The organism is uncultured Clostridium sp. (assembly GCF_963515715.1).
Taxonomy (GTDB): Bacteria; Bacillota; Clostridia; order Clostridiales; family Clostridiaceae; genus Clostridium_AW.
This window is the reverse complement of record NZ_CAUPZS010000029.1, coordinates 44,915-53,739: the sequence shown is the minus strand read 5'-3', so window position 1 is coordinate 53,739 and position 8,825 is coordinate 44,915. Positions and strand designations below refer to the sequence as shown.

The 8,825-nt window shown below is 31.7% G+C and carries 8 protein-coding genes; 1 reads left to right on the top strand and 7 read right to left on the bottom strand.

The window, feature by feature from the left end; translation table 11 throughout:
• Nucleotides 1–136 precede the first annotated feature (136 nt).
• The 7 genes from RYO54_RS16710 to RYO54_RS16680 form a co-directional block, all read right to left on the bottom strand.
• Nucleotides 137–343 carry a hypothetical protein gene (locus RYO54_RS16710; protein WP_315121320.1) on the bottom strand — a complete coding sequence of 69 codons (207 nt, stop codon included), beginning with the start codon at nt 341–343 and terminating at the stop codon, nt 137–139.
• 186 nt (nt 344–529) lie between these two features.
• Nucleotides 530–1,042 (bottom strand): nitroreductase family protein, encoded by a 513-nt coding sequence (locus RYO54_RS16705; protein WP_315121317.1) that lies wholly within the window; start codon nt 1,040–1,042, stop codon nt 530–532.
• A 137-nt stretch (nt 1,043–1,179) separates the two neighbouring features.
• A complete protein-coding gene (locus RYO54_RS16700; RefSeq protein ID WP_315121316.1) occupies nt 1,180–2,919 on the bottom strand; it encodes an ABC transporter ATP-binding protein in 1,740 nt (579 codons plus the stop codon).
• Nucleotides 2,920–2,921: 2 nt separating this feature from the next.
• Entirely contained in the window at nt 2,922–4,676 is a 1,755-nt protein-coding gene (locus tag RYO54_RS16695) for an ABC transporter ATP-binding protein (RefSeq protein WP_315121313.1), read from the bottom strand.
• Nucleotides 4,673–6,139 (bottom strand): ABC transporter ATP-binding protein, encoded by a 1,467-nt coding sequence (locus RYO54_RS16690; RefSeq protein WP_315121312.1) that lies wholly within the window; start codon nt 6,137–6,139, stop codon nt 4,673–4,675. The genes RYO54_RS16695 and RYO54_RS16690 overlap by 4 nt, the downstream gene beginning before the upstream one ends.
• A gap of 20 nt (nt 6,140–6,159) precedes the next feature.
• Nucleotides 6,160–6,888, bottom strand: coding sequence for an energy-coupling factor transporter transmembrane component T (locus RYO54_RS16685; RefSeq protein ID WP_315121310.1), 729 nt, complete (start codon nt 6,886–6,888; stop codon nt 6,160–6,162).
• On the bottom strand, nt 6,888–7,472 hold the full coding sequence (locus RYO54_RS16680; protein ID WP_315121309.1) for an MptD family putative ECF transporter S component: 585 nt from the start codon (nt 7,470–7,472) through the stop codon (nt 6,888–6,890). The genes RYO54_RS16685 and RYO54_RS16680 overlap by 1 nt, the downstream gene beginning before the upstream one ends.
• 203 nt (nt 7,473–7,675) lie before the next feature.
• On the opposite strand from RYO54_RS16680, the gene RYO54_RS16675 reads away from it, so the two are divergent.
• Nucleotides 7,676–8,668, top strand: a complete 993-nt coding sequence (locus RYO54_RS16675) for an AraC family transcriptional regulator (protein ID WP_315121308.1) — start codon at nt 7,676–7,678, stop codon at nt 8,666–8,668.
• The last annotated feature ends 157 nt before the right edge of the window (nt 8,669–8,825 follow it).

Below are 8,825 nucleotides of genomic sequence, written 5' to 3'. Positions count from 1 at the left end.
GCTTTATACTGAACTTCTCCCATCTTCTCTGTATCAAAGTTCCCCTCTAAACAAATTCCTCTTGAATTTCTATAATAATAAAAATTCAAGAGGAATTTTAAAATAACCTTTAAAGGACTTATAAAGGACTTAATCTTTATTTAGTCATCACTGCTGCAATAGTGATTATATTTGTCATTATGAAAAACAATATAATGCCTATTCTAATTTCACATTTATGAATATATTTAATTATTTCCTTTCTATTTGAATCTAAATCATATTCTTTTTTATAAAAATCTTCAAAATCTTTGGTGCTAAGAAACATCAAAACACCAAATAATGAATATGTAACTACTTTCATGAAAGTTATATTCAATGCTATCCCCCCATTAACCTTAATTATGAATTACAATTCCATTATAGTATATAGCAGCCAATAAATGTAATATTAATTATAATAACATGTTTAAATAATGATATATTAATGATAGTTCTTATAAAGCAAGAGAGAGGCCACTCTCTTTTATGAAAGTCGCCTCCCCTACTGCTATTTATATTTATCGTAGCAAACAATTTCCTCCAACATCTTTCTTGGTTTTGCCTCTGGTTTTTCTGCTGGATAACCAAGGGGTGTCATTGCTACTACCCTAACATCTTCAGGTATTTCAAGAATCTCTTTAACTTGATCTTCAAAAAAACCTCCAATCCAGCAGGTACCAAGTCCAAGTTCCTGAGCTTCTAAAATCATATAGGACATAGCAATAGACAAGTCAACAGTGTAGGCAGGCTGCCCACAGGGCATTATAAGAGATGGCTCAGTGCCGCATGCAACTATTATTACAGGTGCCTCTACAACAAACTTTCGTCCATTCACTGCAGGTAAAAGTCTTTGTTTTATTTCCTCATCCTTAACCACAATGAACTTCCACTCTTGTCTATTTTTTGCAGTTGGAGAAATCCTAGCTGCCTCTAAAACTCTACTTAGTTTTTCATACTCTATAGGTATATTTAAATAGGATCTAATACTTCTTCTTTCCCTTAAAGCTGTTAATACCTCCATTTTTCCCTCCATAACCTTACTAAAAATACATATATATTTGAATTATATTCTTAAAGGAGTTCCTAAATTCCTAAGGGGTGACCTTTTATTGTTTATAATCTGTTCTCTATTATCTAGATAAAATCTTTTGCAGTTTTTTAATTCCCTTTTATTTGCCAGCCAACTGCTTTTTGTCTTGCATAAATAAAGTCTGCATATAGTCCCTTCTGCTTGACTAACTCCTCATGTGTTCCTCTTTGTATAATATGGCTATTTCTTAACACAAGTATTTGATGAGCATTACGTACAGTTTTAAGACTATGTGCAATCATGATAATAGTCTTATCATGAGTAAGTGATTCAATTGCTTGTTGTAATTCTTCTTCATTTTCTGGATCAACACTAGATGTAGCTTCATCAAGAATAATAATAGGAGCATCTTTTAATATGGCACGAGCAATAGAAATTCTTTGCTTTTCACCACCAGATAAAGTTCCTCCGCCTTCTCCTAGGATGGTGTTATATCCATCAGGAAGTCTCATGATAAAATCATGACAACAAGCCTTTTTAGCTGCTTCAACTACATCTTCATGAGTAGCATATGGTTTTCCGAATTTAATATTATTCTCAATGGAATCAGCAAATAAATAAACATTTTGAAATACCATACTTATATTTTTTATTAAACTATCCAGCTTGAAATCGCGTATATCATGTCCTCCAATAGTGATCTTTCCACCTTGAACATCCCAAAATCTAGCAATCAAATTACACATTGTACTTTTTCCACTTCCAGATGGTCCAATAATAGCTGTTGTAGTCTTTGCTGGGATTGAAATATTTACTTTATCTAATATCTTACGATCTGCATAAGAGAAATCTACATTATCAAATGTAATATCTGCTGATTGTACCTTAATATCTTTTCCATCTGTATCCATAATTGGAGTGTCATCAATAGTGTTTGCTGTATCCATAGATGCACCAAGCATTTGAAGTAAGGATGCCATGTTACCTGCATTCTCCAAGTCTCCAAATATCATAAATGAAGCAATTACAAATATTAAACTATATCCAAGTGAAAGTAAACCATTTATATAAAGGTAAATAGAATATAACGTCATTGCAAAACTAAAAGCACGAAGAACAAACTGTTGAAGTGCGCTATATGGTACACTGGCATATGTTAATTTAAGATTATTGCTACAGCTTTTCCTAATTACACTAAGTATGGATTCTGAACTTTCTCTTTCCATTCCAAATGATTTAACAACATTCATACCTTGTATATATTCTAGCACTGATTCCACTAGATATTCTTGGGAATTTTGACGTTCTTTACTTAGCTTTGATGATTTATTTTGCGAAAATTCTGTAACTACTAAGTAGCATAATATACCTACAATCGCAAGCAGCCCCATATTGAAATTAAACCATAAAATTACAAGAACCAATGCTATAGAATTAAAGAATCCTCCCATTATTGATACAAGAACTCTTGCAGCGGAATTTTCAACGTCACCTAAGGTTGTTGTGACAATAGCAGTAATATTTCCTATGCTATTTCTATTAAAGTATCCCATTGGAATATAACGTAATCTATCACCAATATGGATACGCTTTTGAGCTACCATACAGTATCCAGTTTCAGTCTGTTCCATTGTTGAAAAATAACTTGTTACTATTCTTCCAATTACAGATATAAGCATTATACCAAATGACATCCAGATTATTTTACTGTCTTTATTATCTGTTATCAGAGCATTCAAGACTACATATAAGGCTACAAATTGTAATGATGCAAATATTCCACATAAAAATGCAAAAACCAATGATTTCTTAAGAAGCTCCTTCTTATCCCCTGCAAATTCAAATATTTTCTTTAATATTCCATACATTTTTATTCCCCCAATTCTTGAACCCTTACGCCTATATGTTTTTCCCACATGCTTTTATAAAGCGTACAGCTTAAAAGAAGTTCTGCATGTGTTCCTTGCGCTTCAACTGTTCCTTGATTTATAACTACAATCTTATTTGCATCTACAATTGTAGAAAGACGATGGGCAATTATTATTAGTGTTTTACCTACAGTAAGGGCTGAAATTGCTTTTTGAACTAATACTTCATTTTCTGCATCAATATAAGCAGTTGCTTCATCTAAAATAACAATAGGAGCATTTTTAAGCATTGCACGAGCAATTGCAATTCTTTGGCGTTCACCACCTGATAAATGGGAACCGCCACTTCCAACAATTGTATCATAACCATTATCCAATTTTCTTATAAAGGAATCACAGCTACTCTTTTTTGCAACTTCTTCTACTTCTTTATCAGTTGCTTTTGGATTTCCCATTCTTATATTTTCACGAATACTTCTATTAAATAGATAATTATCTTGAGAAACATAGGAAATCTTATCTGAAAGCTGTGTAAGTGGAATATCATTTAATTTATGTCCACCTAAACTTATAAATCCAGAAGTAACATCCCAATATCCTGCAATTAATTTTGCAATAGTTGATTTACCAGAACCAGATGGTCCTACAAAAGCATTCATAGTTCCTGGTTCAATTTCAAGATTAATTCCATGAAGAATTTCTTTATCTTCATCATATGAAAATGAAACATCTTTTAATTTAATGCAATCATTTTTTAAGTTTACATTAACTTCCTTATGATTTAATTCTTTTGTCCTTAAAATATTGTTGATTTCTCCCACATTAGTTTTAAGCACAGCAAGATCATCAACGAAAGTAAATGCAGACATAATAGGGCTTATTAAACCTAATGAAAAAATGATGATTGCAATAAACGTTATCATTTCTAAACTTCCTGAACTCCAGAATGCAAAACCAAAAGGTAAAATACAAATAAGAACAGATGGTAATATTCCATTATATGCACTCATAGTCTTTTGACTATCACGCATCCAATCAACATAATAGTTCCCATTATAATTTACGGCATCAGAATATTTTTTATAGGAACCTGCTGATTGGCTAAATGCTTTTACAACTTCTATGCCTCCAATATATTCAACTACAGCATCAGTCATATTTTTGCCTGCCTTTACTGCTCCTTCCCATTTTACTGGATAGTTCTTCATTCCCACTGACATTACAACAAGACCAATTATAAGAGTAACAATAGATAAAAGTGCCATACGCCAATCTAAAATAAGTAAATATACAATAATAAATACAGGTACTAATATATTAGCAGTCATTTCAGGAATTAAATGTGCAAATGTTGGCTCCATTCCTTCTACTCTATCTACAATAGTATTTTTATACTGTCCAGATGGTGTATTTAGAATTGTTCCCATAGGAACTCTTGCTAGCTTTTTAACAGTATTCTCTCTTAAATCTCTCAAAGTGTAGTATGTTGCAGTATGAGATATAGCTGTAGAAAGATTAGAGAAAATAATCTTTCCTAAATAGCCTAAAAATGCAACTACACAAACTATTAAATATGAAGATAATGCTTTTTCTTTATTAATCATTTTTGTTGCAATATCAACAGCAGAAAAATAAGGAAGCATCTGACAAACAACTCCTAAAATAGCTAAAACAATACTTATAATAAATTTTCCATGATATGCTTTAGCCCAACCCCATAAAATTTTCATCGCTGAATCTTCTTTTACTTCCTTCATATCGAAGACTCCTCCTTTAAAAAATATTCTTGAATTTTCAACACCCCTTTTTCATCAATAGGATATTGATCTTTAATTCTTCCATTTTCAAAATGGATGATATCCGTACAGCACTCCACAATCAATTCTAAATCATGGGTGATTACATAAACTGTTTTACCATCTCTTTGAAGTTCTCTTAATATGGAAGCTACTTCTTTCATATGTTTAAAATCCAATCCACTAGTAGGTTCATCAAAAATTAAAATCGAACGGCTAGCTGCTATAGCTGATGCAATAGCAGCTCTTTGTTTTTGTCCACCTGAAAGTGACATAGGGTGCCTATTTCTATATGAAAGAAGATCTAATTGTTCTAAAATCTCTTTTTCTAAATTTTCATCATCATGCTTCATACTTATTTTTATCTCATCTGAAATACTTTCTGTGAATAATTGATGATTTACTTCTTGCATAACCATATAACATGTATTTAATCTGTCTTTAGGCTTCATTACCTTTCCATTACATATGACCTTTCCACATTTTTTCTCCAAACCACAAAAGCATCTGGCAAAAGTAGATTTACCTGCTCCGTTATTTCCAATGATAGCAACAACTCTTTCTGCTGGTATCTTACAATCCTCAATATGTAATGTTTCTGGCTGATTTTTATGAGCAAAATAAAAATCTTTTAATTCCAGTTGTTTCTTTAAAGGAGATGCCCTTCTTTCAAGCTGAATATCTTCTAGAGAATACATTCGTAATCCCATTTCCATTCGTTCCTTCTCTGTTAATGCTTCAAAGTCTTCAGCACTATATTCATGCTCAATTTTTCCATCACGTACATATAAAAAACGATCTACCAGTCCACGCATATAAAATAATCTATGTTCCGATATAATGATTGTCTTTCCTTGTTTCTTCCACAAAGCAAGAATTTTACGCAATTCCATAATTGATGAAATATCCAGATTGGACGACGGCTCATCCATAACAAAAATATCTGGTTCCATAGCAGATACAGATGCACATGCTATTTTCTGCTTTTCTCCACCTGAAAGATGAAAAATACTCCTACCCAATAATTTTTCCATATGGAAACTCTCTATTGTTTTTTTCATATTCTCTTGAATTTTATGTTCTGGCAATCCAAAATTTTCACACCCAAAAGCAATTTCACTTGTAGTATCTACATTAAAAAACTGAGATCTTGGATTTTGAAAAACACTTCCAACCAACCTTGCTGTATCATATAAAGGTTGATTAGAAATTGATTGTCCATTAATGGTTACCTTCCCGCTCATTTCTCCTTCGTGAAAATGAGGAATAAGTCCATTTAACAATCTAGTAATTGTAGTTTTGCCACATCCACTTTCACCACATAAAACAATAAATTCTCCTTTTGGAATGTTAAGGCTGATGTTATTAACTCCACCTCTATTTTCTCCTGCATACGTAAAAGAAACATTTTCTAATTTTATCAAACCTATTACCTCCTAAGAATTTATTTACTTTTGCATAAAAAAGGCAAAAAACAAATTATACAAAGTGCTATCATAAAAATATCCTGTATATGAAATCCAATCTTACATACATTCGTTCTTTTTACAGGTGCTCCCAATCCTCTTGTAAGTGAAGCAGCAGATAGCTCATTTCCTATTTTAATCACAGAAAATATAAGTGGAATTAATCGATACTCTATAATTAAAAATGGATTTCTACCACCAAATCTTATTCCCCTCATTCTCATTGCATCATTAATATCTTCATATTCCTCTTTTATAGTTGGGAAAAAACGAAAAATTACTGATAATGGAATTACAATTTGTTCTGGTATGTGCATCCTCTGCATAGCTGCAATAAACTCACTTACTGAAGTTGATGCTAATAAGAATGCTCCCATCATAAATCCGGGGGCAAATCTTGTCATGATAGAACATACAGCTAACAGAAAAAAGGAAGAAATTCCTCCTATTGAATAAAGTGCGATACGTTCAAGTATAAAACACAGTGTATATAAAATAAGATACTTTCCAGCTGTTTTAAACTTCTTTTCTGTAAGCAGCAATAAAAATGGTACAGTACTTAAAATAGGCTTTATTATATTCATTATTCCTTCATTTCCAGTACTAAGCAATAAAGTGGTTATTGTCATAAGCAACAATAACTTAGTTCTTGGGTCAAGCAATATGCAATACTTGTCCTTTTGTGCAGTGCAAATCGATGATTCCATTAGATAATACCTGCTTTTTCAAAATGCTTTTTAAGAATTGCTTTACCAAATAAGCCACCAAGAATAGCAAATACAAATATTCCTGCAATAACTAACATTAAGCTCCACATTGGCATGACTGCCATTACACGTGTTGCATATTCCTTTCCGAAACTACTAGCAAAATCAGCAAATGCTTGGTCTACCATAAAATACATTGGAATGTATGTTCCAATCATCCATAAACTGAAAACAGAATAACCTAAAATATTTTTCTTAACGCTTTTATACTTTCCAGACTTCATAATTAAATCACTAAGCAGACCAGAAATAACACCTATAGGTACTCCCCAAAATCCCATTCCTGTAAGTCCCATAAGCAATCCACTTAAAACACCCATAATTGTTACCATTCCAAACTTCTTAACTTTAGTTGAAAATATCATAAACGGGATTCCTGTAATAAATGTCCATAACGAACCAAGAATAGGTAAGAAAATTGGTACAAAACCAATTGGAATAGCTACTGCGCATCCGATTATAAAATAAAGAGCTGTAAATATACCAATATTAATTAGATCTTTTGCTTGTAATTTGTTTTCCATATTAAACCCCTCCACACACTGATAATGTAAATCAATTGATTCTAATTATCAACAAATATACCACATACTGATCTTATATTCTATAATCAATCATCTTTTTAGCTCCAAATAGCAACAGGTATTTTTATTGACTTAGTAAAAAACGACAACTATAATAAAATCAACTAATAGCAATTTCCAATGATTTAGGAGATGAATATTCTATGAATACAAATGACATTATAAAAAAGTGTATAGAAATACCTGGTGTTTCATTAAAAAAGAACCCAAATAGCATTGAACTTTGTATGGAACAAGCAAATGGAAAAGGCTCCATGACTTTCTTTTCAATCTTTCCTGGCATTTCTATAGCATATATCTTTATCAATTCTCCAACATGGCCTATACCAGATTTATCAAAAGAAAATGACTCTTACTGTAATCCCCTGCTATTAAATTATTGTGTAACAGGTCGTTGTGAGTTATTTTTAGATAATGATTCTTTTGTTTATTTAAAAGATGGTCAGTTTTCCATTGCAAAAAGATCTGCTCAAAAGCAATATAATTACCCTCTACGCATTTATGAAGGGCTAGAATTTTTCATTGACATAGATATTATTTCTAAACAAGCTCCATATATTAATGATATTTTTCATATTAATATAGATAAGCTTCCAGATCTCTATTGCCCATTGGACAAAACGTATATTTCTCAGTGCACTGAATGCACTAAAGAGATTTTGTTAAAAATATGGAACTTATATGATGAAGAAGCTTCTTACGCTATATTTATGATGCAACTTTATACGCTTGAATTATTAGAAATGTTACTATGCAGAAAGCACATACCACAGCCAAAATCTTCTACTTTTTTTACTGCTACACAAGTTGAAATAGCAAAAAAAACAGAACATATTATTACAGCAGATTTAAGACAATATCATCCTGCATGGGAATTAGCAAAAATTTTCTCAATAAGTGAGACAAGCTTAAAAAATTATTTTCGTGGAATTTATGGACAAAATATCTCTGTATATCTACGTGAAGCTCGTATGAATGCTGCAGCAAAAATGCTAGAAAAAACCAAAATGCCCATTGGAAAAATTTCCGAACAGGTAGGTTATATGAATCAAAGCAAATTTGCCTCTGTATTTAAGCATAAATATCACATGTCTCCTTTAGAATATAGACGCAAAAAAGCTCTTGAACAAATTTAATTATTTGATTTCCAAACAAAAGTATTTCACCTTCTAAATTGTCAGTTGAAACTGGGATAAAAAAAGGCTTCAGATGCGACTTTCGGTAAAAGCCAATAAGCTTTACCAACATAAAAACCGACAGATTTTTCCTCTCTGTCGGTTTGGAGTTCTTGAT

Excerpts from the sequence above, each read along its gene's own strand:
- RYO54_RS16675 (WP_315121308.1), top strand. The coding sequence starts at position 7,676 with ATGAATACAAATGACATTATAAAAAAGTGTATAGAAATACCTGGTGTT.
- RYO54_RS16680 (WP_315121309.1), bottom strand. The coding sequence starts at position 7,472 with ATGGAAAACAAATTACAAGCAAAAGATCTAATTAATATTGGTATATTT.
- RYO54_RS16695 (WP_315121313.1), bottom strand. The coding sequence starts at position 4,676 with ATGAAGGAAGTAAAAGAAGATTCAGCGATGAAAATTTTATGGGGTTGG.
- RYO54_RS16685 (WP_315121310.1), bottom strand. The coding sequence starts at position 6,888 with ATGGAATCATCGATTTGCACTGCACAAAAGGACAAGTATTGCATATTG.
- RYO54_RS16705 (WP_315121317.1), bottom strand. The coding sequence starts at position 1,042 with ATGGAGGTATTAACAGCTTTAAGGGAAAGAAGAAGTATTAGATCCTAT.
- RYO54_RS16700 (WP_315121316.1), bottom strand. The coding sequence starts at position 2,919 with ATGTATGGAATATTAAAGAAAATATTTGAATTTGCAGGGGATAAGAAG.
- RYO54_RS16710 (WP_315121320.1), bottom strand. The coding sequence starts at position 343 with ATGAAAGTAGTTACATATTCATTATTTGGTGTTTTGATGTTTCTTAGC.